26 protein-coding genes and 2 tRNA genes are annotated in these 26,343 nt (G+C 61.3%); 12 read left to right on the forward strand and 16 right to left on the reverse strand.

Translation table 11 applies throughout. The annotated features are described in order from the left end of the window. Positions 1–8: 8 nt before the first annotated feature. The 4 genes from POI8812_RS12175 to POI8812_RS12190 form a co-directional block, all read right to left on the reverse strand. Positions 9–230, reverse strand: a complete 222-nt coding sequence (locus POI8812_RS12175) for a hypothetical protein (protein WP_146186165.1) — start codon at positions 228–230, stop codon at positions 9–11. Next, entirely contained in the window at positions 227–541 is a 315-nt protein-coding gene (locus POI8812_RS12180) for a DnaJ family domain-containing protein (RefSeq protein WP_108782870.1), read from the reverse strand. The genes POI8812_RS12175 and POI8812_RS12180 overlap by 4 nt, the downstream gene beginning before the upstream one ends. Before the next feature lie 3 nt (positions 542–544). Continuing rightward, positions 545–2,719: a 1,4-alpha-glucan branching protein GlgB gene (gene glgB, locus POI8812_RS12185; RefSeq protein WP_108782871.1), complete on the reverse strand. Its 2,175-nt coding sequence runs from the start codon at positions 2,717–2,719 to the stop codon at positions 545–547. A gap of 203 nt (positions 2,720–2,922) precedes the next feature. Further along, positions 2,923–5,397, reverse strand: coding sequence for a glycogen/starch/alpha-glucan phosphorylase (locus tag POI8812_RS12190; RefSeq protein ID WP_108783218.1), 2,475 nt, complete (start codon positions 5,395–5,397; stop codon positions 2,923–2,925). A 227-nt stretch (positions 5,398–5,624) separates the two neighbouring features. Between POI8812_RS12190 and gghA the strand changes: the two genes are divergently transcribed. Together gghA and selD are read left to right on the forward strand one after the other, a co-directional pair. Next, on the forward strand, positions 5,625–7,994 hold the full coding sequence (gene gghA / locus POI8812_RS12195; RefSeq protein WP_108782872.1) for a glucosylglycerol hydrolase: 2,370 nt from the start codon (positions 5,625–5,627) through the stop codon (positions 7,992–7,994). Between the two features lie 116 nt (positions 7,995–8,110). Continuing rightward, positions 8,111–10,264 (forward strand): selenide, water dikinase SelD, encoded by a 2,154-nt coding sequence (gene selD / locus POI8812_RS12200; protein ID WP_108782873.1) that lies wholly within the window; start codon positions 8,111–8,113, stop codon positions 10,262–10,264. Here the strand turns inward: selD and mnmH are convergent. From mnmH to POI8812_RS12225, 5 genes are all read right to left on the reverse strand, one after another. Next, the gene (gene mnmH, locus POI8812_RS12205; RefSeq protein WP_108783219.1) at positions 10,261–11,304 is read right to left on the reverse strand and encodes a tRNA 2-selenouridine(34) synthase MnmH; all 1,044 of its coding nucleotides are present in this window, start codon (positions 11,302–11,304) and stop codon (positions 10,261–10,263) included. The two genes, selD and mnmH, sit on opposite strands and share 4 nt — an antisense overlap. A gap of 58 nt (positions 11,305–11,362) precedes the next feature. After that, positions 11,363–11,437, reverse strand: a tRNA-Gly gene (locus POI8812_RS12210). Positions 11,438–11,467: 30 nt separating this feature from the next. Next, a tRNA-Gly gene (locus POI8812_RS12215) sits at positions 11,468–11,542 on the reverse strand. Positions 11,543–11,686: 144 nt separating this feature from the next. Then, the gene (locus POI8812_RS12220; RefSeq protein ID WP_108782874.1) at positions 11,687–12,118 is read right to left on the reverse strand and encodes a carboxymuconolactone decarboxylase family protein; all 432 of its coding nucleotides are present in this window, start codon (positions 12,116–12,118) and stop codon (positions 11,687–11,689) included. Positions 12,119–12,186: 68 nt separating this feature from the next. Next, positions 12,187–13,467: a tetratricopeptide repeat protein gene (locus POI8812_RS12225; RefSeq protein WP_108782875.1), complete on the reverse strand. Its 1,281-nt coding sequence runs from the start codon at positions 13,465–13,467 to the stop codon at positions 12,187–12,189. A 134-nt stretch (positions 13,468–13,601) separates the two neighbouring features. Between POI8812_RS12225 and POI8812_RS12230 the strand changes: the two genes are divergently transcribed. The 4 genes from POI8812_RS12230 to POI8812_RS12245 are packed head-to-tail and all read left to right on the forward strand — an operon-like array spanning position 13,602 to position 15,921. Next, positions 13,602–14,114 carry a prolyl-tRNA synthetase associated domain-containing protein gene (locus POI8812_RS12230; protein WP_108782876.1) on the forward strand — a complete coding sequence of 171 codons (513 nt, stop codon included), beginning with the start codon at positions 13,602–13,604 and terminating at the stop codon, positions 14,112–14,114. A 47-nt stretch (positions 14,115–14,161) separates the two neighbouring features. Beyond that, complete coding sequence (locus POI8812_RS12235) at positions 14,162–15,070, forward strand: thioredoxin family protein (protein ID WP_108782877.1); 909 nt, start codon at positions 14,162–14,164, stop codon at positions 15,068–15,070. Between the two features lie 9 nt (positions 15,071–15,079). Then, positions 15,080–15,736 (forward strand): LON peptidase substrate-binding domain-containing protein, encoded by a 657-nt coding sequence (locus tag POI8812_RS12240; RefSeq protein ID WP_108782878.1) that lies wholly within the window; start codon positions 15,080–15,082, stop codon positions 15,734–15,736. After that, entirely contained in the window at positions 15,733–15,921 is a 189-nt protein-coding gene (locus POI8812_RS12245) for a Trm112 family protein (protein WP_108782879.1), read from the forward strand. Before POI8812_RS12240 ends, POI8812_RS12245 begins: the two co-directional genes overlap by 4 nt. Here the strand turns inward: POI8812_RS12245 and POI8812_RS12250 are convergent, their stop codons facing one another. From POI8812_RS12250 to POI8812_RS12275, 6 genes are all read right to left on the reverse strand, one after another. Then, the gene (locus POI8812_RS12250) at positions 15,922–16,647 is read right to left on the reverse strand and encodes a phosphate/phosphite/phosphonate ABC transporter substrate-binding protein (RefSeq protein ID WP_108782880.1); all 726 of its coding nucleotides are present in this window, start codon (positions 16,645–16,647) and stop codon (positions 15,922–15,924) included. Between the two features lies 1 nt (position 16,648). Continuing rightward, positions 16,649–17,551: a fatty acid desaturase gene (locus POI8812_RS12255; RefSeq protein ID WP_108782881.1), complete on the reverse strand. Its 903-nt coding sequence runs from the start codon at positions 17,549–17,551 to the stop codon at positions 16,649–16,651. Between the two features lie 31 nt (positions 17,552–17,582). After that, positions 17,583–18,053 carry a 23S rRNA (pseudouridine(1915)-N(3))-methyltransferase RlmH gene (rlmH, locus tag POI8812_RS12260; protein ID WP_108782882.1) on the reverse strand — a complete coding sequence of 157 codons (471 nt, stop codon included), beginning with the start codon at positions 18,051–18,053 and terminating at the stop codon, positions 17,583–17,585. Next, entirely contained in the window at positions 18,053–18,484 is a 432-nt protein-coding gene (gene rsfS / locus POI8812_RS12265; RefSeq protein WP_108782883.1) for a ribosome silencing factor, read from the reverse strand. Before rsfS ends, rlmH begins: the two co-directional genes overlap by 1 nt. 118 nt (positions 18,485–18,602) lie before the next feature. Further along, complete coding sequence (locus tag POI8812_RS12270) at positions 18,603–19,937, reverse strand: cytochrome P450 (RefSeq protein ID WP_108782884.1); 1,335 nt, start codon at positions 19,935–19,937, stop codon at positions 18,603–18,605. A 66-nt stretch (positions 19,938–20,003) separates the two neighbouring features. After that, positions 20,004–20,558, reverse strand: a complete 555-nt coding sequence (locus POI8812_RS12275; RefSeq protein WP_108782885.1) for a hypothetical protein — start codon at positions 20,556–20,558, stop codon at positions 20,004–20,006. A gap of 84 nt (positions 20,559–20,642) precedes the next feature. Between POI8812_RS12275 and POI8812_RS12280 the strand changes: the two genes are divergently transcribed. The 3 genes from POI8812_RS12280 to POI8812_RS12290 are packed head-to-tail and all read left to right on the forward strand — an operon-like array spanning position 20,643 to position 22,886. Beyond that, positions 20,643–21,350: an ABC transporter permease gene (locus POI8812_RS12280; RefSeq protein ID WP_108783220.1), complete on the forward strand. Its 708-nt coding sequence runs from the start codon at positions 20,643–20,645 to the stop codon at positions 21,348–21,350. Further along, complete coding sequence (locus POI8812_RS12285; protein ID WP_211310380.1) at positions 21,343–22,101, forward strand: ABC transporter ATP-binding protein; 759 nt, start codon at positions 21,343–21,345, stop codon at positions 22,099–22,101. The genes POI8812_RS12280 and POI8812_RS12285 overlap by 8 nt, the downstream gene beginning before the upstream one ends. Positions 22,102–22,109: 8 nt before the next feature. Beyond that, positions 22,110–22,886 (forward strand): ABC transporter substrate-binding protein, encoded by a 777-nt coding sequence (locus POI8812_RS12290; protein WP_108782886.1) that lies wholly within the window; start codon positions 22,110–22,112, stop codon positions 22,884–22,886. 98 nt (positions 22,887–22,984) lie between these two features. Here the strand turns inward: POI8812_RS12290 and POI8812_RS12295 are convergent, their stop codons facing one another. Continuing rightward, on the reverse strand, positions 22,985–23,860 hold the full coding sequence (locus POI8812_RS12295) for a branched-chain amino acid aminotransferase (RefSeq protein WP_108782887.1): 876 nt from the start codon (positions 23,858–23,860) through the stop codon (positions 22,985–22,987). A gap of 170 nt (positions 23,861–24,030) precedes the next feature. On the opposite strand from POI8812_RS12295, the gene POI8812_RS12300 reads away from it, so the two are divergent. Genes POI8812_RS12300 through POI8812_RS12310 form a run of 3 tightly spaced genes read left to right on the forward strand, consistent with a single transcriptional unit; the run spans position 24,031 to position 26,309 of the window. Beyond that, positions 24,031–24,552 (forward strand): MarR family winged helix-turn-helix transcriptional regulator, encoded by a 522-nt coding sequence (locus POI8812_RS12300; protein ID WP_108782888.1) that lies wholly within the window; start codon positions 24,031–24,033, stop codon positions 24,550–24,552. After that, positions 24,536–25,243, forward strand: coding sequence for a response regulator (locus POI8812_RS12305; RefSeq protein WP_108782889.1), 708 nt, complete (start codon positions 24,536–24,538; stop codon positions 25,241–25,243). The genes POI8812_RS12300 and POI8812_RS12305 overlap by 17 nt, the downstream gene beginning before the upstream one ends. Before the next feature lie 49 nt (positions 25,244–25,292). Further along, positions 25,293–26,309 carry a 2-dehydropantoate 2-reductase gene (locus POI8812_RS12310; protein WP_162844908.1) on the forward strand — a complete coding sequence of 339 codons (1,017 nt, stop codon included), beginning with the start codon at positions 25,293–25,295 and terminating at the stop codon, positions 26,307–26,309. The last annotated feature ends 34 nt before the right edge of the window (positions 26,310–26,343 follow it).

The raw sequence follows: 26,343 nt of genomic DNA on the forward strand, positions 1-26,343 counted from the left end.
CCTGTTTGCTATGCCCAGGTGCGCAGGGCGTCCGTTTCGCGCTGCAGACGGGCTTGCAGTTCCGCCAGTTTGGCGAGCGCCTCATCTTTTTGAGGCCCCTCCTCCATCTGCGGCAATCGCCCCTCAAGATCCGCAATCATCCGCTGAAGGACGAGCGCGTTGGGCGCTTTGCGCGGCGCGCGCGGCTTTCGACCGACAAGGCGGAGCAAGGCAGAAATCATCCCGCTCACCCAAAGCGCCTGACGGCGTCCATCTCGATCCCCAGCCGGGTCTGCAGGTCAGCAATTTTTCTCATCTGAGCCTTCCGTGCCTCTTCATCGCGCAGGGCGGCCAGCGCTTTTGTCTCCATCGCAATGCGTTGTTGCAGCTCAACGATCAGAGGTTTCGTCCCGCTTTCCTTCATAATGCGGTCAGTGACCGCGTTCTGCGGATTATTGACCCGGGCGATCGGCTGTCCCTGTCCCGGCAGATTGTCGAAAGCCCCTTCTTTTTGGGCCTTGTTGACGATCTGGTCGATCAGATCGATGAGCGGATGATCCATGCTCTACCCTTCAAACACGAAGAACATTGTAGACAGCGGTGGCAGTGTTAGCGTGATCGAACCATCACTTGCCTCAACACCGCCCATATTTCCGACGCCCGAGCCACCATACACTGTCGCATCGGTGTTCAGCACCTCGGCCCAGCGCCCGCTAAGTCGTTCCGGCAATGGAACGCGGTATCCCTCGCGCACGGCCGGCGTCATGTTCGAAACCACCAGAACCGGATTGCCCCCTGGCGCGTGGCGCAGCCAGGCGAAGACGGAATTGTCGGCATCGTCACCCACGACCACCTCAACGCCATCGCCCTCATTGTCGCGCCCGTGCAGGGCAGGCAACTGTTTGTAGGCGGCGTTCAGGTCACGGACGAGGTCCTTCATCCCGCGTTTCAGCGGATCGTCGAGCAAATGCCAGTCGAGGCCACGGCTTTCTGACCACTCCTCCTCCTGTGCAAATTCCTGCCCCATGAAGAGCAGCTTTTTGCCCGGATAGCCCCACATGAAGCCGTAATAGGCCCGCAGGTTCGCGTGCTTTTGCCAAGTGTCGCCGGGCATCTTGGCGAGCAGGCTGCCCTTGCCGTGGACCACCTCGTCATGGCTGAGCGGCAGGACGAAATTCTCGCTCATCGCGTAGTGGAAAGTGAACATCATCTCGCCATGGTGATGCTTCCGGTAGATCGGATCCTTCGACATGTATTCCAGCGTGTCGTGCATCCAGCCCATGTTCCACTTGAAGCCGAAGCCAAGACCGCCCGCATCCGTGGGCTGGGAAACGCCGGGGAACGCCGTGGATTCCTCTGCGATGGTCATGATGTTGGGATGGGCGCCATAGACCGCCTCATTCATCCGCATGAGGAAGGCGACCGCCTCTTTGTTGACGTTGCCGCCCTCATCATTCGGGACCCATTGCCCCTCTTCACGGGAATAATCGAGGTAGAGCATCGACGCGACAGCATCCACGCGGAGGCCGTCGACGTGATACTTTTCCGCCCAGAACAGCGCATTGTTGACGAGGTAGTTTTCCACCTCGCGCCGCCCAAAATTGTAGATCAGCGTGTTCCAGTCAGGGTGATACCCCTGCCGCGGGTCCGCATGTTCATAAAGCGCGGTGCCATCGAACTTACCCAAGCCATGCGCGTCCGTCGGGAAATGGGCGGGCACCCAGTCGAGGATGACGCCCAGTCCTGCGCCATGTGCCCCTTCCATGAACCGGGCAAATCCGTCCGGCTCCCCAAAGCGCGCACTTGGCGCATAGAGGCCGGTGGTCTGGTACCCCCAGCTTGGATCATAGGGATGTTCGGAAATCGGCAAAAACTCGATATGGGTAAATCCCATCTTAACGCAGTAGGGGATCAGTCGGTCGGCCATCGCGTCCCAGCTTAGGAACCCGCCATCATCGTCGCGCTGCCAACTGCCCGGATGCACCTCGTAGATCGAAACCGGCGTGCGGCGCTTGTCCGCTCCCTTCCAGTGATCGACATGGCCCTTGTCCTGCCAGTCATGATTGCCGTGCTTGTGCACGATGCTGGCCGTGTCGGGACGCATCTCGGCAGCGAAAGCGAAGGGATCAGCCTTGAGTGGCAACAAGCCCCCATTTGCATCGATCAGCTCGAACTTATAGGCCTCTCCCGCCGTGACGCCGGGGACGAAAATCTCCCAAACGCCGGTGGACATGCGCAATCGCATCGCATGCCGCCGCCCGTCCCAATTGTTAAACGGTCCGACTACCGATACACGTCGCGCATTTGGGGCCCAGACAGCGAAATTCGTGCCCTCGACCCCCTCATGGGTGATGACCTGCGCCCCCATGCGATCAAACAGGCGGCTATGAGACCCCTCATTGTAGAGGTAGTCATCCATATCGCCGAGCACCGGGGAAAAGCTGTAAGGGTCCATCACCGACCATTTGGCATCCGCATTAGACGCGCGCAGGCGGACAGGTTGCCGCTTGCTAGCGGCGATCTCTCCGTCAAAAAATCCCTGTGGGTCGCGGCAGGTCAGCGCGCCAAGCGCCTTACCTTCAAGCGTTTCGATCTCGACACTCTGCGCACCCGGAACGAAGGCGCGGGCGATATACCCACTGCTGGTCTGGTGCAGGCCCAGAAGGCCAAAGGGGTCGGAATGGGTTCCAGAAAGGATTGCGGCAATGGCTCCTGGCTCGGTCAGGGGTCGTTTTGCCATGCAGACTTTCCTCCTTCAAATCGCTTTGAGGCTCGCTGACAATTTACCCTTTCGCAAGGCGTAATCGTACGGCCCATTAAACCCTTCAACGTCTCGCCCCCACGTCAGTTCCGCAAAAAACGCTCTGAAGTGGCGTTTTTTTCGAAAACGAAAAGGCCGCCCTCCTCAGGAGAGCGGCCTTCGCATCATGCGGCTCGAGAGGATCAGTTAATGACGTTCCAGATTTCGCGGCCATATTGCCGGATCGTGCGATCAGAGCTGAAATATCCCATACGGGCCGCGTTCCGGATGGCCATGGCCTGCCAGCGCGGCTGTTCGGCCCAGATCCCGTCAACGTCACGCTGCGCCGCGGCGTAGCTGTCAAAATCAGCAGCCACCATGAACCAATCGGACATCCGCAGCCCAGCGACCAGATCAGCGTAGCGGTTGCGATCCTCGGGTGAGAAAACGCCACTTTCGATCGCTTTCAGGGCCTGGCTCAACTCCGGCGATGCCGCGATGACCTCTTCCGGCGAATAGCCGTTGGCGCGTTTCTCGGCGACTTCGGCGGCAGTCAGGCCAAAGATGATGATATTCTCTGCACCGATATGCTCGCGCATCTCGACATTCGCGCCGTCCAGCGTGCCGATGGTCAGCGCGCCGTTCAGAGCAAATTTCATGTTGCCGGTGCCGGAGGCCTCCATTCCGGCGGTCGAAATCTGCTCTGACAGGTCCGCTGCGGGCACCATGACCTCAGCAAGGCTGACATTGTAGTTCGGAAGGAAGGCCACCTTCAGCACATCACGCGTTGCGGGATCTGCGTTGACCACACGCGCCACGTCATTGGCGAGTTTGATGATAAGTTTCGCGTTATGATAGCTCGACGCGGCCTTGCCCGCGAACAGTTTCACGCGCGGCGCCCAGGCCCGCTCAGGGTGGGAGCGGATCTGATCGTAGAGCGCGACCGTCTCCACAATGTTCATCAGCTGACGCTTGTATTCGTGAATCCGCTTGATCTGGATATCGAACATGGCGGACGGGTCGACTTTCAGGCCGATCCGCTTTTCGATGACCCCTGCCAGTCGGTCCTTGTTTGCTCGCTTGATGGCGGCAAACCGCTCCTGAAACGCCGCGTCCTCTGCAACCGTATCAAGCGCTTTCATCGCATCAAGGTCGGACATGATGCTGTCGCCCGTAACCTCACGCGACAGATTGTAGAGGCCCGGGTTGCACTGCATCAGCCAACGACGCGGAGTTATGCCGTTGGTCTTGTTGTTGATGCGCAGCGGATAAAGCTTGTGGAGATCCTTGAAGACGGTCTCTTTCATCAATTCGGTGTGGAGCCCGGAAACACCATTGATCGAGTGCGCTCCGACAAAGGCAAGATTGCCCATACGCACACGACGCTCCCCATGCTCATCAATCAGGGACATGCCCGCAACCTGCGCGTCATCGAAGGTTCCCGTGGCCCGCGCCTCGCGCAGAACACGTGCGTTGATCTTGTAGATCAGCTGCATGTGCCGCGGCAAAAGCTGCTCAAACAGCGGCACCGGCCAGCTTTCCAGCGCCTCAGGCAGCAAAGTGTGGTTCGTGTAGGCAATGGTGCGCTTGGTGATGTCCCATGCCGTGTCAAAGTCGAGATTATGGACATCGATCAACAGGCGCATCAACTCGGCCACGCTGACAGCCGGGTGCGTGTCGTTCAACTGGATGGCGGCCTTCTCGGGCAGCGATGTGATCCGCCCGAATTGCGCCATGTGCCGTCGCAGGATGTCCTGCAAGGACGCAGACGAGAAGAAGAACTCCTGCCGCAGACGCAGTGCCTGCCCCGCGGGAGTGGCGTCCGCGGGATAGAGCACGCGGCTCAGCGCCTCTGCTTTCATCGAATCCTGCAACGCGCCCATATGGTCGCCCCGGTTGAAGGCTTCCAGCTCCAGCGGATCAATCGGTTCTGCCCGCCACAGGCGCAGGGTGTTCACCCGTTTGGCTTTCCAGCCCACGATGGGGGTGTCGAAGGCTTCCGCCCAGAACCGCTCTGCCGGTTTCCAGGTGCAGTTATCCGCATCGTCACGTTCGATATGACCACCGAATCCGATCTCATAGCGGCTTTCGCGGCGCTCGAATTCCCATGGGTTGCCATGTTCCAGCCATGTCTCCGGCAGTTCGACCTGCCAGCCATCGCTCAATTCCTGGCGGAACATGCCGTTCTGATAGCGGATGCCATAGCCATAGGCGGGGATATCGACGCTCGCCATGCTCTCCATGAAACAGGCGGCAAGACGTCCCAGACCGCCATTGCCAAGTGCGGCGTCGGGTTCCAACTCCCGGATCAGGTCGAGCTCGACACCCAACTCGCCCAGCGCCTCCTGCATCTCGCCCACCAGTTCAAGATTGGTGACAGCGTCGCGCATCAGACGCCCGATCAGGAACTCCATCGACAGGTAATAAACCCGCTTGCCCTCACGACGATAGGTCTCCCGCGTGCTTTCCATCCAGCGCTCGACCACACGGTCACGCACGACGAGAACAGCTGCGGTCAGCCAATCATCCGGGGTTGCCACTGTCGCATCCTTACCGATGCGATACGTCAGGCGATCCACAATATCCGCAGCAAGCCGCGCAGGGTCAGAGCTTTTGGGCGTTGGCGATGGCAAGTTCATATCGGTGGTATCCATCTGACCTCTCAGCAAAGCACTCATCTTCTCGTCCTCATCGTCGCTGGGCGAAGCCCTCGCCCAGCGGGAAATCCGGCGCACGATATGCACCATCCCGAGGCGGTTGCAAGTGGCGTTTCGCTGCGCTGCGTCATTTCTCAAACCGGTTTGAAAAGATGTATCAAGCACATCACACGCGATTTGACGTTTGAGAGCAGACGCGCCACCTCTAGGGCCGAAGACAGTCTGAAAAGAAAACGGTGGTGTAGAGTATGCAGACGATCCGCAAAGATGATGCCGCAAGCAAAGACTTTGGGAATTGGATTGAAGCCCATCTTGCCTCAGCTGCGTCAACATTCGAGGCGCAGGTCGCAATCGCCCGGCGTATCGGCGCCCATGTGACCGGCGCAGAGAGTGCCGATTTCGCATTCTGGACCCCAGAACTATTGGAAAGCCGCGTTCCTGAAGGTGATGTCTTTCTCGAAGTGCTCACCCCCGACGGCCCGCTCGACCTGCGCACCGCACATCAAGAGCTGACATTTACAGCTACACGCATTCCCATGGAGCGGTGCGAGGCATTCAGCGTGGTCAGTGTCACCGGCGTCACCCCAGGCAATCGCGATCGGATTGGCAGTTTCTATCGACTGGCCTGGCGCGACAGTGCCGGGGCGTGGCATCATATCCTCGATCCAATGGCAGCCTCCCTGCCCTTCGGAGCCTTCGCCCCGGCAGAGCTTTATGATGTGGACGGCATGCTCGCCGCCCGCGGTGACGCGGCGTATTGGACGGGGTTGGCTCAAAGTGACAAAGAGGCGGTGATCAAGCTTGGCCCGCCCGTCTCGATTCAGCAGGTCCACGTGCCGACGGCCACCGCAGGCGGCACACTCGCCGCCCTGACAGCCACCTATGAACGGTTGGCAGAGCGGGTGCGGCGGGGGGCGGATCTGGAACCCTCCGAACGTCTGTTCGCCGGATATGACGCCGTGCAGCTGCTGCCGGTTGAGCCGACAACCGTTTACGAGGCTGGGCCCGCATTTTGGCAGGAAGAAACGACCGAGCATGGTATCGTGGCAAACCTGATCCGACCGGACACCACGAACTGGGGCTATGACGTGGTGATCGCAGGGATGGCGGGTGTCAATCCGGTGCTTCTGGAAACGGGGCGTCCGGATGAACTTGTGGATTTCGCCGCAGCGCTCCACAATTTTCCCCGCCCGAAAAAGCTCATCCTCGACGTGGTCTTCGGCCATTCCGACAATCAGGGAACAGGGGTCCTCAACTCCTACTGGTTCGCGGGCCCCAATATGTACGGGCAGAACATGAATTACCGGCATCCCACGGTGCGAGCCCTGATGCTGGAGATGCAGCGGCGCAAGGTGAATTTTGGGGCCGATGGCGTGCGCGTGGACGGCGCCCAGGACTTCAAGTGGTGGGACGCGGAAGCCGAGACCCTGCGCCACGACGACGAATATCTGCAATCCATGTCCGACATCGTGCAAGAAGTGGCCGGGGTGAAATACCGCCCCTGGTTCGTGTTTGAGGATGGCCGCCCTTGGCCGCAGGAGGATTGGGAGCTATCCTCCACCTACCGCGCGGTGATCGAGAACCAGCATGACGACGACGTATTTCAGTGGGGGCCGCTGACCTTCGCCCACAACACGCCATTCCTCTACGGCTTCTGGCTGTCGAAATGGTGGCGCATCCGCGAGATCCTGAACCACGGCTCCAATTGGATATCAGGCTGTGCAAACCACGATACTTTGCGGCGCGGCACGCAGGTGGATACCAAGCTGAATGTGAACACACGGTTGGGCGGCACGCGGATGGAGATCCTCGACAAGGCCTATGATAACCCCGCCATCCAGACGCTCACCTATGCCGCCTTCCCCGGCGTGCCGATGGATTTTCTGAACGCCTCGGCCCGCGCAAGCTGGGGGTTCATCCGCAATCAGGATGACAAATATGGCGTGAAAGTCGTGGCGGAGGAGGCGATCAGCCTGAAATGGCAGGTGGATGAGTACAGCTATTCCCAACCGCAAAGCTTCCCACGCCTGAAATCCATGGGATTCGAGACCCGCGAAAGTCTGGCGAGGTTCATGGAGTTTCTGCCCGCATTGGTCGAGGTCACCGACTACGATCTGAACGTCATCGCGAGCCTGCTCAACGAGGTTGATCCCGTCCTCGACGGCCCTCGCCCCGTCACGGTCGGCGTGCTGAAGGAGATTGCACGGGCCTGGATGGATGACATGCACGAATATTGCAATGTCGCGCGCCACCACACGCAACTCAGCCCGGCCCAGACCCGCTTCAACCATCAGCTTCGCGAGTTCAGGCGCGCGCGGCCCTGGTTGCGCGACAATCTGGGCCCACGTGACCGTTTCGACTATCGCCGCCCGGTGGATGGCACGGTGCTGTTCACCTCACTGCGCCATGGGCCAGATGGGGAGCAGGTTTTCATGGTCGCTCATATGGAAGGGGGGCCGACCCCGGATTTCGATCCGCTGCGCCTGCCCATAGAGGGATTGGAAGGCTTTGGCTGGCATGTCGCCCTGCGCACCCCGCCAATCGGGTCAGAGTTTGTGGGCGGCCCGCTGTCCCTGCACGATTCGATGGCACTGGTCTACACACGACAAGCTGGCTGACAGGGTGGATGCAGCGTTCACATTTGCGCACGGATCCGACATTCGCACGATAGATAGATGACGGACGCCTCCGGCGGGGATATTTGAACCAAGAAGAAGCCAGAAAGCCCCCCGTGATGAAATCAAGCGCTCCCGTCACCCGAGATATTGCCCTGATCGGCGGGGGCCACACCCACGCGCTGGTGCTGCGCAAATGGGGTATGACCCCCCTGCCGGGGGCCCGGCTGACCCTCATCACGCCAGAGCCGACGGCCCCCTATACGGGCATGTTGCCCGGGCACGTGGCCGGCCATTATCCGCGCGAATTGCTGGACATTGACCTGATGCGGCTGGCGCGGTTTGCAGGCGCGCGCATCATCCTGGCCCCGATGACAGGGCTCGATCCTGCGGCTGGACGTGTTCGCGTGGCCGGGCGGCCCGATATCGAATTCGATGTCGCCTCGATCAATATCGGGATCACATCTCAGCTCCCCGGCACACCCGTTGAGATGGAGCATGCGGTCCCGGCAAAGCCCCTTGGCCCCTTTGCAGACCGATGGGCAGCATTTTGCACCGACGCCGGGAATGGGGATGGCAAATCCATCGTCGTGATCGGTGGCGGGGTCGGCGGGACCGAATTGGCGATGGCCATGAAACATCGCCTGCCCGCAGCCTCTGTCACGGTGGTGGAAGCCGCGAGCGCGTTGAGCGACACCTCCGCCCGCACAGGCCGTGCGGTGCGCCGCGCGCTGACCCAGCTTGGCGTCACTTTGCGAGAGCAATGTGGACAGGCCAAACCGCTGCGGGACGCGGTTGAGACCTGCGACGACATTTTGCCATCTGACTTTACGGTCACTGTCGCCGGAGCATGCCCGCCCGACGCCCTCCAGAGGCTTGGATTGCCGCTGGCAGACGGGTTCATCAGCGTGGACCGCTTCCTGCGCTCTACGGGGGCGCAAAATATCTTTTCCGCAGGGGATTGCGTGCACATGACCGCCTCCCCCCGCGTTAAGGCCGGGGTGTTTGCCGTGCGTCAGGCACCGATCCTGTTCGACAACCTTCGAGCAGCCGCGATGGGGCGTTCGCTGCGCCCATACAAACCCCAGAAGGATTACCTCAAGCTGATCTCACTCGGCGCGCGGGAGGCCGTGGCGGACTGGAAGGGTTTCGCCCCGTCAGGGTCCCGGTTGTGGACGTGGAAGGACAAGATCGACCGCGATTTCATGCAACAGTTCTCGGACCTTCCGCCGATGACACGCACCGATGATCTGCCGCGCGAGGCAGCCAGCGGTGTGCGTCAGATGGTGCAGGCGCAACCGCTCTGCGGGGGATGTGGCGCAAAGGTCGGGGCGGGCACCTTGCGTGAAACGCTCGCCCTGCTCCCTGCGCCGACGCGCCCGGACGTTCTGCGCGGTGCGGGCGATGATGCGGCACTTCTGCGCGCCGATGGGCGGTTTCAAGCGCTATCCACAGATCATTTCCGGGCCTTCATCGAAGACCCCTATCTGTTGACCCGGATCGCCGCGCTCCACGCGATGGGGGATGTCTGGGCCATGGGCGGAACCCCGCAAGCTGCCCTCTCGCAATTGATCCTGCCGCGTATGGCGGATGCGCCACAGGCCCGCCTGCTGTCAGAAATCACGCAGGCCGCCAGCCAGACCTTCGCTGATGCAGGCGCCGATCTGGTTGGGGGGCACAGCTCCCTCGGCGCGGAACTGACGGTCGGCTTTACGGTAACGGGCCTCGTGGAGCACCCGATTGGGGTCGATGGCGCGCAAGCGGGCGATGCGCTGATCCTGACCAAGCCGATTGGGACGGGAACGATTCTGGCCGCAGATATGCAGTACCAAGCTCCGGGCGCTGTTGTGAAAGTCGCGCTCGACAGCATGGCGCAAAGCTCTGGCCCCGCGGCCGTTCAACTGGCCCCGTTTGCGCACGCGATGACCGACATCACTGGCTTTGGCCTTGCCGGGCACCTGCTTTCAATGCTGGAGGGAGCGGGATTGCGCGCGAAACTGAGCGAAGTGCCCCTGCTCGATGGCGCCGAGGCGTTGAGCGCGGCAGGCCATCGCTCTTCCCTCTTTCCCCAAAACAGCGTGCGCAGGGATCTGGTCACAGGACCAGTCGGGCCCGTGCGCGATCTGATGTTCGATCCGCAGACCGCAGGCGGCCTTCTGGCGGCTGTACCCGGTGATCAGGCAGAGCAGATTCTGGCGAAACTTGGCCAGCACGCCCGTATCATCGGAATGGTGGAAGAGGGTTCGCTGGGCATCGACCTGCCCCCATCCTAAAGCATTTCGGCCAATTGCCTTGCATGCGCGGCGACGCCTTCTGCACTCAAGTCGTGGAGCGGGACGATATGATCCGCTTCAGGCTGGCGAGCGCGATGTTTGCGATAGGCCGGGTCGTAGTGATGAGCCATCAGACCTGTGGCAAGCGCGACATGCGCGCCTTCATCAGCCAATAGATGCCACTCCGCTATCCGCTCCGCGCCGTGCAGACCTTTCAGCCGATCGATCAAAGCGTGAAGGCGGGCGCTGTCGCCGACAATATCCGCATAGGCGCGCGTCAGATAGCGCGCCCGCTCCTCCAGACTGGCCGTAACCTCGATCCGGGGGGCCGCGCACATGGCGTGCCACAGCTTGGGCGGCACCAAAAGCTGCCCGATTTTCGAGCTCTCGCCCTCGACCACGACGGGTCGCGCAGGGTCAAGCTTGCCAAAGGCGCTGCTCAGCGCGCTCTCAAACGCTTTCTGATGCGGTTGCGGATCGCCTGCAAAACCACCAAAGACAGAGCCGCGATGCCGCGCCAGCCCCTCAAGATCGACGACCTGCACACCGGCCTGCGTCATCCCGGCCAGTAACTCTGTCTTGGCGCAGCCGGTATTGCCCTCCAGCACCCGCAGCGACCAAGGGAATTCCGCATCATAAAGCTGCGCATTCACCAGGCGACGATAGGTGCGATAGCCGCCGTCCAGAACCTCAACCCGCCAGCCGATCTGGCGCAGGATCGTGGCCATAGAGTTCGAGCGCTGCCCACCCCGCCAACAGTAGACAAGCGGACGGTAACCCGACGGCTTTGCCGCGAAATGAGCGTCGATATGGTTGGCCACATTGCGCGCCACCAAAGCAGCTCCGATCTTGCGCGCCTCCAACCGGCTTTCCTGCACATAGATGGTGCCGACTGTGGCCCGCTCTGCATCTGACAGGACCGGCAGACTGATCGCACCGGGCAAATGATCCTCGGCATATTCGGCAGGTGCACGCACGTCGATCACCTCGTCAAAAGGCAAATCGGAAAGCTGGGTCAGGTCGGTCAGATCAAAATTCATCATCGCCAGATACACTGAACAGACATCCGGCGCAAAGCAGTGTTCCAGTGTGAGAATTTGGAGCGGGCGATGAGATTCGAACTCACGACTTCAACCTTGGCAAGGTTGCGCTCTACCCCTGAGCTACGCCCGCATCCGGTGACATCCATCTGGAAAGACCAAATGGAGCGGGCGATGAGATTCGAACTCACGACTTCAACCTTGGCAAGGTTGCGCTCTACCCCTGAGCTACGCCCGCATGTCTTGGGTGAGGGCGATGTATAAGGATTCGAACGGGGCCTGCAAGGGGGAAATTTACGCTGCTCTGCTCAAATTCGGGGCGGGGTCTGCCGGGACAGACAGACCAGAAAAAGCAGGGTCTGCCAACTGGGCTGACCCATGCCTACGGCTCGTGCGAAAAGCCGATCGCGATGCGGTTCCATGCGTTCATCTGCGCGATGATGAGGGTTAAGTCCACAACTTGCTGATCGCCGAAATGCGCCCGGACGTCTTCGTAAGCACTGTCCGGTGCACCGGACTGAGAGACCCGCGTCAAGGTTTCGGCCCATGTAAAGGCCGCCTGCTCAGCGGCGGTAAAACAGTCGGCCCTCTGCCATCTGGCCAGCATGGAAAGCCGTTCCTCTGTCTCCCCGTTGGCAAGCGCCTCCCGTCCGTGCAGATCGATGCAATAAGCGCAACCATTGATCTGAGAGATGCGAAGTTCCACCAAAGCCCGCAAACCGGGATCAATGCCGGGCGTCAGGGGCTTGAGCGCCAGCATGGCACGAACGGCCTCCGGGTTTATGGCAAAATAATCCAGTCGGTTGACGGGCATTGTGTCCTCTCGTTTTGGTCGAGTGCTTTCAGACAGTGGGGGCGCGCTCTTGCATACGGGGCGCCCTGTCAGGCCATCCCCGCCACTGGCGTTCTTTCGCTCAGCACCGGGCGGCGCAGGCGCAGGGTCCGCAGCGCCTCGTCCTTGTGGCCGAGCTTCATCAGGACGTTGACATAGGCCAATTCCAGCAAATCCCGCTGCGCCCGGCTTCCACCCAAGCGTTCTGTCGTCTCCATGACCGTGGTCAACGCGCCGAGAGCGTCGCTCCAATTCCCCCGCGCAATGGCCGACCAGCTGCGCGAAACTGGTCCGACCAAATCGCCCGCAAACCCCGTCTTCGCCTCGGCCAGTACGGCCAGCCGGTCGCCCTTACCGGCCATCGCATGGCTGAGTGCGGCATGAATGTCGGCGAAACTCTGGCCGGGATCGGGGAAATACTGAGCGGCAAAATCGCTCAACGCCGCCCACCGCTCTGGCGCTACGTCCACACCTGCCAGCTGGGCCCGATAGTAAATTGCCGCCGTATCGGTCAGCGCGTTGATGGGCAGTCCCTGCATGGCACCCGGCTTCACGCCGGAATCGACCACGGCCCACATCTCCTCAATGTCGCCATCATGCAGCGCCCAAAGCGCGCCGTGCCAACACAGATGCCCATGAAGCACGCCGCGCGGGTCGTAACCCTGCATCCAGTCGCGCAGATAGCCCCGCCCTGCGGACTGCTCCCCTGCCTCATATTCGGCATGCGCCTTGAAATGAGCGGCATTTGCGTTGCGCGGGTTAAGCGCCAGTGAGCGCTCCATCAACCGCTGGGACGCCGCGATCTGACCGGTCTCGCACAACGACAATGCGTGCATCGACATCATCCACCAGTCATCGCCGTAATGGGGCAGCAACGCCTCCGTATAAGCCAACAATTCAGCCTCGCGGCCCACTTCGCCTGAGAAACCGATCAGCCCGAACACGTTCGTACATAACTGCGCGGCCAAGGCGTCGCGCGGAAACTGACGCACATGCTGGGCAACGATGGTGCGGGCCTGTCCCGGCTGACCCGAGAGCAGCGCCGCGAAAGCCGCGATATGGCTTGCCTCCCTTGCGTCATCGGGGTTGGCCGTCGCCTGTGCGCGGCTAAGCGCTGCCTTCGCATCCGCCCCACGCCCCTCCATCATCAATGCACGGGCATGAGCCGCATGGCCCAAAGCAAAACCGGGATCAGCGGCCACTGCGGCCTCAAAGCAGCTTCCCGCCCCATAGTCGGCACCCAGAAACAGTCGAACACCCTGATCGTAATGATCGCGCGCCGCACCGCTCTGGGTTGAGAGCGCATTGCCGTATCCATCATGAAGCGTCATCGTGCAGTCCCCTTCGTCGAACCCAGCAACCCTAGAACCAAAGTGCGATGGCGCCAAATGCCGCGCACGGGCTGGCTTGCAACTCGACCACGTCACGGTAATCTCCCGCCGAAGCCATTGCGCGGAGCGACCACATGCCCATGACCGAACAAGAGCTGCTCGCCTTTCTGTCACAGCATGAGATTCCGGTCACAGTGCACCGGCATCCGCCGCTGTTCACGGTAGAGGACAGTCAGGCCCTGCGGGGTGAACTGCCCGGTGCCCATTGCAAGAACATGTTTCTGAAAGCCAAGGACGGCACCTTCGTCCTTGTGACCTGTGAGGAAAGCCGCCGCATCCGCATTCGCGATCTCGAAAAGCAGATCGGCCTGCGAAAGATGAGCTTCGCCAAGCCAGAGGCCCTGATGGAGCATCTTGGCGTCACCCCCGGTGCCGTAACCCCGCTGGCTGCGATCAATGATACGACGAAAACGGTACGGGTTGTGCTCGATGCACAGTTGATGGCAGCGGAGGTGCTGAACTGTCACCCGTTGCACAATGAGGCGACTGTTGCCATGTCTACCTCTGACGTCAGGCGGTTCTTCGCCCTGACCGGGCATCAGCCCATGGAACTGGACTTTGATGCGCTAGAGGCGCTTGCGGGATAGGGCCATTGCCCCATTTTACCCGCACGAATGATTGAATTGAGAGAGACATGCTGGAACTGAACACCGCACCGCCCGCCGAGGATCTGATCCGCGACACGACCGAGGCGACATTCATGGCTGACGTGGTCGAAACCTCGCAAGAGGTGCCGGTCATCGTTGATTTCTGGGCACCATGGTGCGGACCTTGCAAACAGCTTACCCCCGCCATCGAGGCAGAGGTGCTGGCCGCAAAAGGTGCGGTCAAACTGGCCAAGATCAACGTGGACGAAAACCAGATGATCGCAGGCCAGATGCGCGTGCAGTCGATCCCAACGGTTTACGCTTTCTATAAAGGTCAGCCTATTGATGGCTTCCAGGGCGCACTGCCCCAGTCACAAATCAAGGCCTTCATCGAAAAGGTGGTTGAGGCCAGTGGCGGCGATGCGTCCGGTGGTCTCGACGACGCGCTTGATGCAGCGGATGAGATGCTGGCCAACGGCGAACTGCCCGACGCCGCACAGACCTATGCCGCCATTATGGAAGAGGATCCGGACAATGCCCGCGCCGTCGCCGGTCTGATTAAGACCTATATGGCCGCCGGTGAGGTCGAGCGCGCGACGCAATTGCTGGCCACGGTTCAGGAACCACTGGCCTCCTCGGCAGAGATTACGGCTGTTCGGGCTCAGGTTGAGTTGAGCGCCGCCAGCGCAGATGCGGGAGAGCTAGACGGCCTGCGCGCAGCGGTTGACGCGAACCCCGATGACCTTCAGGCCCGCTATGATCTGGCGATGGCCGAAATCGGCGAGGGCGAGAATGCCGCCGCAGTCGACAGCTTGCTGGAAATCTTCAAGCGCGACCGCGAATGGAATGACGGCGCGGCCAAGGAACAATTGTTCAAGCTGTTCGATGCTCTTGGCCCGAAAGACCCGGCCGCTCAGTCCGGTCGCCGCAGGCTGTCCTCCATGATCTTCGCATAGGACCCGGCGATGTACCGCATCACAGCGGGCGAGCTGCCCGAGATCATTCCGATTTTCCCGCTGCCCGGCGCATTGCTGCTGCCCCGGGCGCGTTTGCCACTCAACCTGTTTGAGCCGCGGTATCTCGCCATGTTCGACGATGTGCTGAAAACGCGCGACCGCATGATCGCTATGGTCCAGCCGGTCGAAGGACCGGCCGGCTCTGAAAAACGCCTGCACACAATCGGTTGTGCAGGCCGCGTCACCAGCTTCACCGAAACCGATGACGGTCGCTACATCATCACCCTTGGCGGCGTGTCCCGCTTTCGTCTGGTCGAGGAGGTCGAGGGCTTCACCCCCTACCGCCGGGCTAAGGTGGATTGGAGCAGTTTCGAGCGTGATCTTGGCAAGGAAGAAGACGATCCGAGCTTTGATCGAGAGGCATTCCTGACCCTGCTTGGCCGGTTTTTTGACAGCGCCCAACTCTCAAGCGATTGGGACAGCCTGAAAGAAGCTGAACCGGAATTGCTGATCAATTCGCTCTCCATGCTTTGCCCGTTCGAGGCGGAGGAAAAGCAGGCGCTGCTCGAAGCGCCCTCGCTTGCGACCCGCCGCGAAACACTTGTCATGCTGATGGAATTCGCGCTGCGCGCCCAAAGCGGCGACAACGAGACCCCATTACAATGAGCGGGCCCGACGCAGATCCCATTGACCGGAAATTCCTTGAAACGCTGGTCTGCCCCGTGACACGCGGTGTGCTGGTTCTCGACCGTGAGAAGGGTGAGCTGATCTCACGCAATGCCGGGCTCGCCTATCCCATTCAGGCAGGCGTGCCCGTCATGCTCGTCGATGTGGCTCGCAAGATCGACTGATCACCAGCTGTGCAGAACCGCGTAATCCTCGGCGGTTGCATCCACCATATCCTCGATGCTCGTTGCGGCCCTGTACCCCGCAACCTCAGGTGCTGCGATGGCAGTGCGTAGGGCAGTCTGCAGGTTGGCAATCTGGCCAGGTGATAGGTTTGGGGAGGCGATATAGGGCAGTGCCGGTGCCTCATCACTCCAACCAATGACCGACAGGCCGTCAACCGGATCGACCTGCTGGATCATATGCCAGCTCACCGCGTCGATCCCCGCCATATCGGCCTTGCCATCGCGCACCATCTGCACCGACTCGCGATGCCCGCCGGACAGCAAATCCGGCGCATCACGCACATCCATATTCTGGCCCGACATCCAGCGGCGCGGCCCGATCCATCCCGACAGACTGCCAGCACTATTTGCCACAAACCGCGCGTTCGAGGGCTGCTCGGCCTGTTCGGTGCGTACGATCATGGCAGAGCGATAGGTGCCGATCCCGCCCCCCTCGCAGGTCAGCACCGGCCGCGCCACGATCTGAGACGAGCCCGCTAGCCCGTTGATCCATGGCCAACCACAGGTTTGAGAGAGAAACAGATCCTCCGCATCCCAGATCCACGGATTGTCCCGCTCCAACAGCTCCGGTGCATCCGGGCCATGGGCCGCTCGCACCGCAGCCCAGAACGCATCCGTCTCGGCCCGGAATTCGGGAAAATCATACATCGGCAGGGAGGCGCGCATATTACTTCTTTCGCATCAAGGGATGCACGATCGGTTCCCGACCGCGCAGAAGATGGCGCCGGAATACTGCGCCGTACCCTGAAAGAACATAGCCCCCGTTGCGCCTTTGCCAAAGGACAGGATCATTTCGATAAAGTGCTGGCAACCGATACCAAGGCAACGCCGGTTGCTCGTGATGGAGTGCATGCAAGTTATTGTTCAGGAACAACAACGCGAAAAAACCGCGATCCTCGATTATGGCCGACCGATGCTCCGGTGCCTCTGCCGCACGATGCTCAATATAGGTGCGCACACTCATCAATGCGGCTGCTGGCCAGACGATGCACAGCCCCCAGAACAACAGGCCAACATCCACCGCAATCAGCCACGCCATTACCAGTGCCACGGCCGGAAAATGGGGCAGCCACTGACGCGCGATCTTGCGATTTCCCGCGCGGATTTGCGCGATGTCGTGCCGCAGAAACACCCAAAACCCGGCCCATGGCCCAACGATCATCCGCCCCAAAAGCGGTCGGCAGATGCGCAGCACGGCACGCGTCAGCGGATTGGCCTTCTCCCAATCATGTTCCGCGACATAAAGGCTCTCAGGATCATCATAGGGGTCCGTCAGCTTGGGATTGTTATGGTGCTTGAGATGCATGTCCCGAAACCGCCGGAACGGATAGAGCGGGGCGAGCGCCGGAAACACCAACGCTTCATTGATCCAACGACTGCGTGTGGGGTGGCCATGCAGCACCTCGTGCTGAAGAGAGGCGAAAAAGCCGGTCGCCAAAATCGCGGCAAGCCACCAGCCAGGAAACTGGAACCAAGTCGCTGACAGCCAGACAGCATAACAGCCCCCGATTGCGATGAAGGTGGGCCATTCGACTGATTTTTGGAAAAGGGAAGCGATTTGCGTCCTCATAGGCGACCATTCTCACCAAATTGTGAGCAGGTCAAGTCCGGTGGTAGGGACTTCCGCCAAGGATCGAGGCCGCGCGATAGAGCTGTTCGGCCACCATCACGCGGACCAGCATATGCGGCCAGACCATCGGCCCAAAACTCAGCTTCAGATCCGCGGTATCGCGCAAGGCAGGGTCCAAACCGTCAGCCCCGCCAATCACGAACACCATGTCACGCCGCCCCTGTTCGGCCACGTGCATCATCCGCTTGGCAAAATCTGGAGAGGACATCTGCCTGCCCCGCTCATCCAGCATCACACGAAAGGCACCATCCGGGATGGCTGCGTCCAGCAACGCCCCTTCGGCAGCCATGCCGCCCCCTTTTCGATCTTCGACCTCGCGCACGGTCGCAGGGCCCAGGCCACGCGGGCGTGCGGCCTTGTCAAATCGTTTGAGGTAGTCATCGATCAACACCTGCTCGGGGCCTGCCCGCAGGCGGCCCACAGCCGTGATGGAAACCCGCATTACAGGTCGGCAGGATTGGATGCGGGATTGGCCCACATCTTCTCAAGCTGATAGAACTCCCGCACTTCCGGGCGGAACAGGTGAACGATCACGTCACCTGCATCCAGTAGCACCCAGTCGCCGGTATCCTTGCCTTCGATGCGCGGGGATTGCCCTGTGGTCGCCTTGATCTTGTCCACCAGATGCTCGGCCATAGCCGCTACCTGCCGCGACGAACGCCCGCTGGCGACAACCATATGATCTGCAATCTCGGATTTGCCCTTCAAGGCGATGGGCAGAACATCCTCGGCCTTGTCCTCATCCAGTGAGGTCAGGATCAGGTCGAGCAAGCCCTGAGGATCAAGGTCGGCTTGCACAGGTGACGGTGCACTTGCACCGGACGCGGTTTCAGCCACCGCAAAAACACGTTCAGACAGAACGAAGTCCTCCAACTGACAGGCCGAAGCGGCCCAATACGCTTACAAAAGATAGCAAAGGAGCGCCCCATTCTCAAGCGACGCGCCCGCTGTCAAGCCATAGGCCAAATTGCGACGCGACGACGCTGTTGCCCTATCGACGCACAATATGCAGCGGAAGCCCGTCTGCCGGCTTTGGGATCGGCACCCGATGCCACTTCTCCCCCGCCCCATCTACAAGGCTGACCCGGTACTTGCGCACGAATTGCGCCGTGAATGCCTTCACCTGCATCATCGCAAAATGCAGGCCGATACACTTATGCGTGCCGCCCCCGAACGGCGCCCAAGCAAACCGATGATTGCGATCTTCGGCCCGGTTCGACGTGAAGCGATCAGGATCGAACATCTCCGGGTCGGTCCAGTATTCCTCTTGCATCATCGTCATACCGGGGGAGATGCCGATATTCGCACCAGCCGGAATCTTCACACCCTGCCACTCGAAAGCGCGAACCGCCTGTCGCGGAATAAAGGGCACCGGAGGCATAAACCGCAACGCTTCTTTGAACACACGCTCGGTGACCTCGAGTTGTGGCAGGTCCTTCATGGTCAGATCGCCATGCGGCAGGGCCAAAACCTCTTCATGCACGGCATCCTGCCACTGCGGCCACTTTGCCATGGCCCACACCATCGTCGTCAGCGCAGAGGTCGTAGTGTCATGCGCGGCCATCATCAGGAAATTGAGGTGGTCAATGATTTCCTGCTCGGTCCAGCTCTTGCCATCCTCATCCGTGGCAGAGGCCATCTGGCTGAAAAAATCCGCGCCCGGATCTGCCCGCCGCTCTGGGATCATCTCGGCAAATCGGCGGGTCAAATAGGCCCGCCCATCGAGCCCCTTTTTGTAGGTCGTGCCCGGCAAAGGCGCGCGGATCAACGCGAGCGAGGCTGCCACCTCATCCTGAAACGCCTTGTTCAGCGCATCCGCCTCCGCATTACCCAAGGGCAGCCCCATAAACACCGCCGCGCCCAGCTTAAGGGTCAAGGCCTTGATCGCGGGGTAGAACTCCAACCGCTCATCCGCCTCCCAAGCTCGGATCAGCTGGGCGATGCCGCCATTCATGCGCAGCAGGTAGTCTTCCATCGCAGCCGCGCGAAATGCGGGCTGCATCACCCGACGATGCGCCCGATGATCGTCGAAATCCCGCAACATCAGACCGCCGGGGAAAATCTCCTTGAGCAGCCACCACCCGTTCTTGGACGAGAAGTTCTTGTCCGGATCGGTCAATACGTATTCGACGGCATCCGCCCCGGCGAGTGACACCGACCACTCCCCCAGCATGTACTGGCGGAAGACTGGGCCATATTCCTCATAATTGCGCATTGAGGCCGCATAGGGATCACGAATGAAGTCGAGCGCATTGCCCAGAAACGGCAATCCCTTGCGTCCGGGGATATGGCGCAGGCTTTCGAGTCGAGCGGGCTGAACTGTCATAGCGCCACCCTACGCAGCTCTCGCAACCGATCAACCGCCCGGTCCGCCCTGCTGACGTGCGGTCATTCAGAACGGCGGTACCCGCCAGCGCGCACCAAACCGCCGAATACGCCGCCCGCCCGCCTCCGCCCGCACCGCGGCCAGCCATCCGGGCCAGAACCGCTCCACAACAGGGCGCGGAGCCATCCCGTCGGCAATAACCCGGCGCGCGGGCCAAAGCGCGACAATATGAGCGGTGACCAGCCCGACCGCCAGCCAGCCAGACCAGCCCAGCACGGCATGCGCCCAAAGACTGACGACAAGCGCCGCAACCCACAGCCGCATGACCCAAGTCCAACGCATCTCGCGCCCTCGGTTCAAAAGCGCCCGCCAGCGCAGGCCGAGTGTCAGGCTGAGCCCGGCAAGGGCGGCAATCCCCGCCGCCCGGTGCAATCCAGCACCCATGGGCAGCAAGATCAGAGCCGCAATCGTCGCAAGGCCCAACGCAAGATGCAGCGACACCATCACCCGGCGGAGCCGTCGGATCAGGATACCGCCCCGCGCCGGCATGTGCCGTGCCAAGATCAACGCCACGGCACATGCGATCCCGCACAGGAAACCAATTGCGCCAATCAGCGTCACGCCGTCCTCCTGCCCTGTCGCGGAACGCCGCACGATGCCGCATAAGGGGCTGAATGCACGGGCGCGATGGTCAATAAAGACGCTATGGAACCATTCACAACAGCCTTTGCCAATGCCTGGCACCTGATCTGGACCGCGGATGCCGATCTGATGGGCGTACTTGCGCTGTCATTTCAGGTCACTGGGCTGGCTGTACTTGTCTCCTGCCTGATCGGGTTTCCGCTCGGCGCAATTCTGGGGGTCGGACGCTTTGCGGGCCGCAGTGCCAGTCTCGTCGCAATCAACGCCCTCATGGGCCTGCCCCCGGTGGTCGTCGGACTGGGTCTTTACCTGCTGCTCAGCCGCGCAGGGCCCTTGGGCGTGTTCGGCCTGCTCTATACGCCGACGGCCATGGTCATCGCGCAGACCGTTCTGGTCACGCCCATCGTAGCCGCCCTGACAGCGCAAGTGACCGAAGAAATGCACCGCGAATATCGCGACCTCTTCGCGACGATGGGCATGGGTCAGGTCCAGCAGGCCGCGACGCTGCTTTGGGATGGTCGCTTCGCATTAACAACCGCAGCCCTTGCCGGCACCGGTCGCGCCTTTGCTGAGGTAGGGGCGGTGATGATCGTTGGCGGCAATATCGACCATGTCACGCGGGTGATGACAACGACCATTGCACTCGAAACATCCCGCGGAGAACTGGCACTGGCGCTTGGGCTCGGCCTGATCCTGCTGGTGCTCTCGCTGGCGATCAACGCGGGCGTCATGGGTCTGCGCAATATGGGGATGAGGCTCGCCCATGGCTGATCCCCTTCCGTTCCGCCCCCCGGCCGCAGCGCCAGTGATGCCAGATCGCCCCGCGGTGCGGATCGAAGACCTGCGTCTCACCCGCCGTTGGCGCAAGGTGATCGACGGTATATCGGCCGATCTCGGCACGCCCGGCTGTACCGCGATCATGGGGCCGAACGGCGCGGGCAAGAGCCTTCTTCTGCGCACGATTGCAGGTCTTGAAAAACCCCAAGGCGGCACGATCACCTTCGCCTGGCCGCCCACGCCCGAGAAACGCCGCGTCGCCCTGGTGTTCCAGCGCCCTGTCTTACTGCGCCGCACCGCGCTGGCCAATCTGGTCCACGCCCTGCGCCAATTCGGCGTGCCCCGCGCCGCGCGCACGGATCAGGCCATGGCCCTGCTCGAACGGGCCGATCTGGCTCACGCAGCGAAGACACCGGCCCGCGCCCTGTCGGGCGGGGAGCAACAGCGCCTCGCCCTCGTCCGCGCGCTCGGTCAGGCGCCCGACCTGCTCTTACTGGATGAGCCGTCCGCCAGCCTCGACCCAAGGGCGACGGCAGCGCTGGAGCGGCTGATCCGTCAGGCCATCCACGATGGTGTCCGGGTGCTGCTGATCACCCATGACCGCGGCCAGGCACGTCGCCTTGCCAACCGGGTCGTCTTCCTACACGCGGGGCGCGTGACCGAGGACACGCCCTCCGACCGTTTCTTCGATGTTGCGCAAAGCCCGCAGGCCCGCGCTTATCTGAATGGAGATCTCTTGCTGTGAAAGCCCCAATGATTGCCGCAGCACTGCTCGCAGGCGCTGCCCAGGCAGACACTTTCATCACCGTGCAATCCACGACCTCGACCCAGAACAGCGGGCTTTATGACGCGATCCTGCCGATCTTCGAGGCTGAAACCGGCATAGATGTCCGCGTCGTCGCCGTTGGCACCGGCCAGGCCCTGCGCAATGCGCGCAGCTGCGACGGCGATGTTCTGCTCGTCCATGCGAAAGAGGCTGAAGAGGCATTTGTCACCGATGGGTTCGGCCTCACCCGACAGGATGTGATGTATAATGACTTCGTGCTGATCGGACCGGTGGACGACCCTGCGAACGTCGCGGACCAAAACTCCATCGCGGAAGCCTTGGTTGCCGTGGCCGCCAGCGATGCGCCCTTTGCGTCCCGTGGCGACGACAGCGGCACGCACCGGCGGGAAGTCTCGCTCTGGCCCGATGGACCACCGGCGAGCGGAACCACCTATCTTGAAACCGGGCAAGGCATGGGCGCGACCCTCAACATCGCCGCAGCCCTGCAAGCCTACAGCCTGACAGACCGCGCAACCTGGCTGACCTTTGCCAATACAGACGGCATGACGATCCTTCACGAAGGCGACCCGGCCCTATTCAACCAGTACGGCGTGATCGTGATCTCACCGCAAGCCTGCCCATCCGTGAAACTGGAGGACGCCCAGCGCTTTGCAGACTGGATCACAGGGGATACCGGGCAATCGGCCATTGCGTCCTACCGGCTGGGGGAGACGCAGTTGTTCACCCCGAACGCCACGCGCTAGACCTCATCTTTCGCAAAAAGTTACGTCCGCCGGGGCCATCGACAAGAAATGTCGCAACGCTCCAGCGGACGTGTTCTCACGCAGGTGATGGGTTCGGGTCAGAGCTGACCGCGCACCAGCTTTTCATAATCTTCCGCGATCAGGCGAGCCAAGGCGCCGACCTCGAACGTGTGCTCACCGATCTGCCCAACCGGGGTCACTTCCGCCGCTGTGCCCGTCAACCAGCACTGCTCAAACCCATCCAGTTCCTCGGGCATGATGTGGCGCTCAACAACCTCGATCCCGCGATCCCGCAGCATCCCGATCACGGTTTGGCGGGTGATCCCGTTGAGGAAACAATCAGGCATCGGCGTATGAACCTTGCCATCCTTGACGAAGAAGATGTTGGCCCCCGTCGCCTCAGCCACATAGCCGCGATAATCCATCATCAGCGCGTCTGAACAGCCTTTCGCCTCGGCAGCGTGCTTGGACATGGTGCAGATCATGTAGAGTCCGGCCGCCTTTGCGGTGGACGGGATCGTCTCGGGGCTCGGGCGCTTCCACTTGGAAATGTCGAGCTTTGCGCCCTGCATCTTGGCATCACCGTAATAGGCACCCCACTCCCAGGCTGCGACTGCCATGCGCACCGGGTTGCGCGCGGAAGCAACACCCATGTCCTCACCCGAACCGCGCCAGGCGATGACGCGGACATAGGCATCTTCCAGACCGGACGCGTTCATCACGGCATCCTTTGCCGCTTCGATCTCATCCACGGAATAGGGGATTGGCGCGTCGATCAGCTCGCCAGAGCGCAGCAGCCGCTCGGAATGTTCCCGGCTCTTGAAGATTTTGCCGCCATAGGCCCGCTCGCCTTCAAACACGGCAGAGGCATAGTGCATGGCATGGGTCAGGATGTGCACGTTGGCATCGCGCCACGGTACCATTTTTCCGTCCATCCAGATCTGACCGTCGCGATCGTCGTAGCTGCCAGCCATGGTCGTTTCCCCTTCTGCCAAAAGCGCAACCTTTACATTTGTTGCGCGGAATCATTTTGTTGCGTCACGAAGTGTCGCAAAACGTGATTGGCGCTAACATTGCCCCCTTGGATAGTCAACAAGACTGACATAAAATGTGACAACACCATGATCGGGACAAACACCACAACATGACCCGCAGCTTCGCAAATGCCGCCGCACGCAGTGAGCAACTGCTGTTCCTGACAGATGAACAGCTGCGCTCAGGGATCGAACTGATGTTCTTTGCCTATCGCGGGTTCACCGCCGATCCTGACCGGATGTTGGAGGAATATGATTACGGCCGCGCCCACCACCGCGCCTTGCATTTCGTCAACAGACAGCCCGGCCTCACCGTCAATGCCCTGCTCGACATTCTGGGCGTCACCAAGCAGAGCCTGAACCGTGTCCTGCGCCAGTTGGTCAATGACGGGCTGATCGAAAGCCGTGTGGGCGAGGTCGACCGCCGGCAGCGCAACCTCTACCTCACCGAATCCGGGCGGGCGCTGGAAAAAGCGTTGAGCGAGGCGCAGCGCGCCCGCATGCGCAAGGCCTACATGGCCGCCGGGCCCGAGGCCGTCCACGGCTTTCGCACCGTCCTCGAACAGATGATCGACCCCGAGATGCGCTCCCGCGTGTTGAGCCTGATGCAGGAGGATGGCTCAAATGGATGAGGCAGCCCACGTCCTGATCGTCGATGATGATGAGCGTATCCGCACCCTGCTCAAGAAATTCCTCGCCCGTCAGGGCTTTCTCGTCTCGGCTGCGCGTGATGCCGCCCATGCGCGCCGCCTGCTAGACGGGCTGGCCTTCGATCTTCTGGTGATTGACGTCATGATGCCGGGTGAGGATGGGCTGACCCTCACGAAATCCCTGCGAGAAACCCTGAACACCCCGATCCTGCTGCTCACCGCCCGTGCGGAGGCCGAGGATCGGATCAACGGGCTTGAGGCAGGGGCCGACGACTATCTGCCCAAGCCATTTGAACCGCGAGAGCTGATCCTGCGCATCAACGCGATCCTGCGTCGCGTCCCAAAGCCCCAACCGAAAAGCGAGGCGCCACGCAATCTGCATCTGGGGCCGATCCGCTACGATCTGAACCGGGGGGAGCTCTGGCAGGATCAGGAACAGATCCGCCTGACCTCCACCGAACAGGCGCTGATGCGCATCTTCTCTGCCAAACCGCATGAACCGGTCAGCCGTCAGGCCCTGATCGGAGAGTTGGGCCGCGACAGCGGACAGGCGCAGGAGCGGGCCATCGACGTTCAGATCACCCGCCTAAGGCGCAAGATCGAGGAAGACCCTAAGAGTCCACGCTATCTGCAAACCGTGCGCGGTGCGGGCTACATGCTGGTCCCCGACTGACGCAACACCACACCCCCTGCTGCAACTGGAAACGAGCACCCCCTCCATCGTGATCCATTCCCCCGAACATATCGTGATCCTTGGCGCTGGCGCCGTCGGCTGCTTTGTCGGCGCGACCTGGGCCATTGCCGCCCCGGATTGGAGGTTCACACTGATCGCACGTCCCCATCTGGCACAGGATCTGGCGGGCGGCATGCGGCTGACAGACTATGACGGTCTGGATCGCAAATACGCCCCCCAGATCGAGACAACGCCCGAGGCGCTGCGGTCTGCCACTCTGATTGTCCTGACGGTAAAGGGGCCCGCAACACAGGCTGCGATTGCCCAGATTGAGGCGCACGCTCCGGCAGACGTCCCAGTCTTGACCTTGCAGAACGGGTTGGAGCCCGCACGCCTGCTCAAACAATCCATGCCCGACCGTGAGGTCCTGACCGGGACAGTGACGTTTAACGTCAGTCGCCAAGGCAAAAATCAATGGCACAAAGGATCACGCGGCGGAGTCTTCGCAAACGAGCATCCGATCTTGCGACAGCTGGCCGAAGCGGCAGAGGGCGGCCCGGCAGAGCTGGAATTGGTCAAGGACATGGTCCCGGTCCAATGGGGCAAATTGCTGCTCAACCTGAACAACGCGGTAAATGCCCTTTCCGGTCTGACCTTGCGCGAACAGCTTTCACAACGTACCTATCGACGTGTGCTCGCCGCCTCGATTGGCGAGGCACTCGACATCATGGAATATGCAGCAATCCTGCCCATGCGTGTCGGTGCGACGACCCCTCAGGCCGCCGTCCGCCTTTTGCGCCTTCCTGATTTCCTGTTCACGAATATTGCGCTGCGCATCCAGAAAATGGACGCGCATGCCCGATCCTCCATGGCCGATGATTTCGCGGCGGGCCGCTTGACTGAGATCGATGATCTGAACGGGGAAATCGTACGTCTCGCCCATGAGAAAGGGGTGAAGGCCCCGGTTAACGCCGCGATCCTGAAACTGGTGAAACTGGCCGAGAATGGCGGGCGCCGACAATATAGCGGGCCTGAACTGGTCGATGCCGTGAAGGCGCGCGGCTGAGAAAAACTGTATCCCCGCGGATGACGTTCGACGA

Source organism: Pontivivens insulae, from assembly GCF_900302495.1.
GTDB lineage: Bacteria > Pseudomonadota > Alphaproteobacteria > Rhodobacterales > Rhodobacteraceae > Pontivivens > Pontivivens insulae.

Bases quoted from the DNA above. Each gene is read 5' to 3' on its own strand.
- POI8812_RS12295 (WP_108782887.1), bottom strand. From the start codon at position 23,860: ATGGCTGGCAGCTACGACGATCGCGACGGTCAGATCTGGATGGACGGA.
- POI8812_RS12230 (WP_108782876.1), top strand. From the start codon at position 13,602: ATGCCCATGACCGAACAAGAGCTGCTCGCCTTTCTGTCACAGCATGAG.
- POI8812_RS12270 (WP_108782884.1), bottom strand. From the start codon at position 19,937: ATGACAGTTCAGCCCGCTCGACTCGAAAGCCTGCGCCATATCCCCGGA.
- POI8812_RS12300 (WP_108782888.1), top strand. From the start codon at position 24,031: ATGACCCGCAGCTTCGCAAATGCCGCCGCACGCAGTGAGCAACTGCTG.
- POI8812_RS12180 (WP_108782870.1), bottom strand. From the start codon at position 541: ATGGATCATCCGCTCATCGATCTGATCGACCAGATCGTCAACAAGGCC.
- POI8812_RS12290 (WP_108782886.1), top strand. From the start codon at position 22,110: ATGATTGCCGCAGCACTGCTCGCAGGCGCTGCCCAGGCAGACACTTTC.
- POI8812_RS12280 (WP_108783220.1), top strand. From the start codon at position 20,643: ATGGAACCATTCACAACAGCCTTTGCCAATGCCTGGCACCTGATCTGG.
- POI8812_RS12255 (WP_108782881.1), bottom strand. From the start codon at position 17,551: ATGAGGACGCAAATCGCTTCCCTTTTCCAAAAATCAGTCGAATGGCCC.
- mnmH (WP_108783219.1), bottom strand. From the start codon at position 11,304: ATGAATTTTGATCTGACCGACCTGACCCAGCTTTCCGATTTGCCTTTT.
- gghA (WP_108782872.1), top strand. From the start codon at position 5,625: ATGCAGACGATCCGCAAAGATGATGCCGCAAGCAAAGACTTTGGGAAT.
- POI8812_RS12235 (WP_108782877.1), top strand. From the start codon at position 14,162: ATGCTGGAACTGAACACCGCACCGCCCGCCGAGGATCTGATCCGCGAC.
- POI8812_RS12305 (WP_108782889.1), top strand. From the start codon at position 24,536: ATGGCTCAAATGGATGAGGCAGCCCACGTCCTGATCGTCGATGATGAT.
- POI8812_RS12245 (WP_108782879.1), top strand. From the start codon at position 15,733: ATGAGCGGGCCCGACGCAGATCCCATTGACCGGAAATTCCTTGAAACG.
- POI8812_RS12220 (WP_108782874.1), bottom strand. From the start codon at position 12,118: ATGCCCGTCAACCGACTGGATTATTTTGCCATAAACCCGGAGGCCGTT.
- POI8812_RS12190 (WP_108783218.1), bottom strand. From the start codon at position 5,397: ATGAGTGCTTTGCTGAGAGGTCAGATGGATACCACCGATATGAACTTG.
- POI8812_RS12285 (WP_211310380.1), top strand. From the start codon at position 21,343: ATGGCTGATCCCCTTCCGTTCCGCCCCCCGGCCGCAGCGCCAGTGATG.
- POI8812_RS12250 (WP_108782880.1), bottom strand. From the start codon at position 16,647: ATGCGCGCCTCCCTGCCGATGTATGATTTTCCCGAATTCCGGGCCGAG.
- rlmH (WP_108782882.1), bottom strand. From the start codon at position 18,053: ATGCGGGTTTCCATCACGGCTGTGGGCCGCCTGCGGGCAGGCCCCGAG.
- POI8812_RS12240 (WP_108782878.1), top strand. From the start codon at position 15,080: ATGTACCGCATCACAGCGGGCGAGCTGCCCGAGATCATTCCGATTTTC.
- selD (WP_108782873.1), top strand. From the start codon at position 8,111: ATGAAATCAAGCGCTCCCGTCACCCGAGATATTGCCCTGATCGGCGGG.
- POI8812_RS12225 (WP_108782875.1), bottom strand. From the start codon at position 13,467: ATGACGCTTCATGATGGATACGGCAATGCGCTCTCAACCCAGAGCGGT.
- glgB (WP_108782871.1), bottom strand. From the start codon at position 2,719: ATGGCAAAACGACCCCTGACCGAGCCAGGAGCCATTGCCGCAATCCTT.